The organism is Bradyrhizobium sp. Ce-3, from assembly GCF_022835695.1.
Classification (GTDB): domain Bacteria; phylum Pseudomonadota; class Alphaproteobacteria; order Rhizobiales; family Xanthobacteraceae; genus Bradyrhizobium.
Genome location: NZ_BQUV01000092.1, coordinates 1 through 309, shown reverse-complemented (window position 1 = coordinate 309; position 309 = coordinate 1). Strand labels below are relative to the sequence as shown.

Genomic DNA, 309 nt, shown 5'->3' with positions numbered 1-309 from the left:
ACTAATTGCTGTTTAGTAGATTTAAAAGGAATGCTTGAGAACGGATTTAAGCTAGGTAATGCACAGATTGAAACTCCTAAATCAATTGGCGTTGCTACTGCGATTATGGCACAAATTACTGCACAGGTTGCTTCTCACCAATACGGCGGAACGACTTTTGCGAATGTAGATAAAGTACTTTCTCCTTATGTTAAACGTACCTATGCAAAACATATTGAGGATGCAGAAAAATGGCAAATCGCTGATGCGTTGAATTATGCCCAATCTAAAACAGAAAAAGACGTATACGATGCATTTCAAGCTTATGAA

Annotated in this window: 1 protein-coding gene; it reads left to right on the top strand. The window is 37.5% G+C overall.

Annotated features, from left to right (window positions below; translation table 11 throughout):
* Nucleotides 1-309, top strand: a 309-nt coding sequence (nrdD, locus tag BRSPCE3_RS35950) for an anaerobic ribonucleoside-triphosphate reductase (protein WP_244071867.1), incomplete at both ends; no start/stop codon positions are given.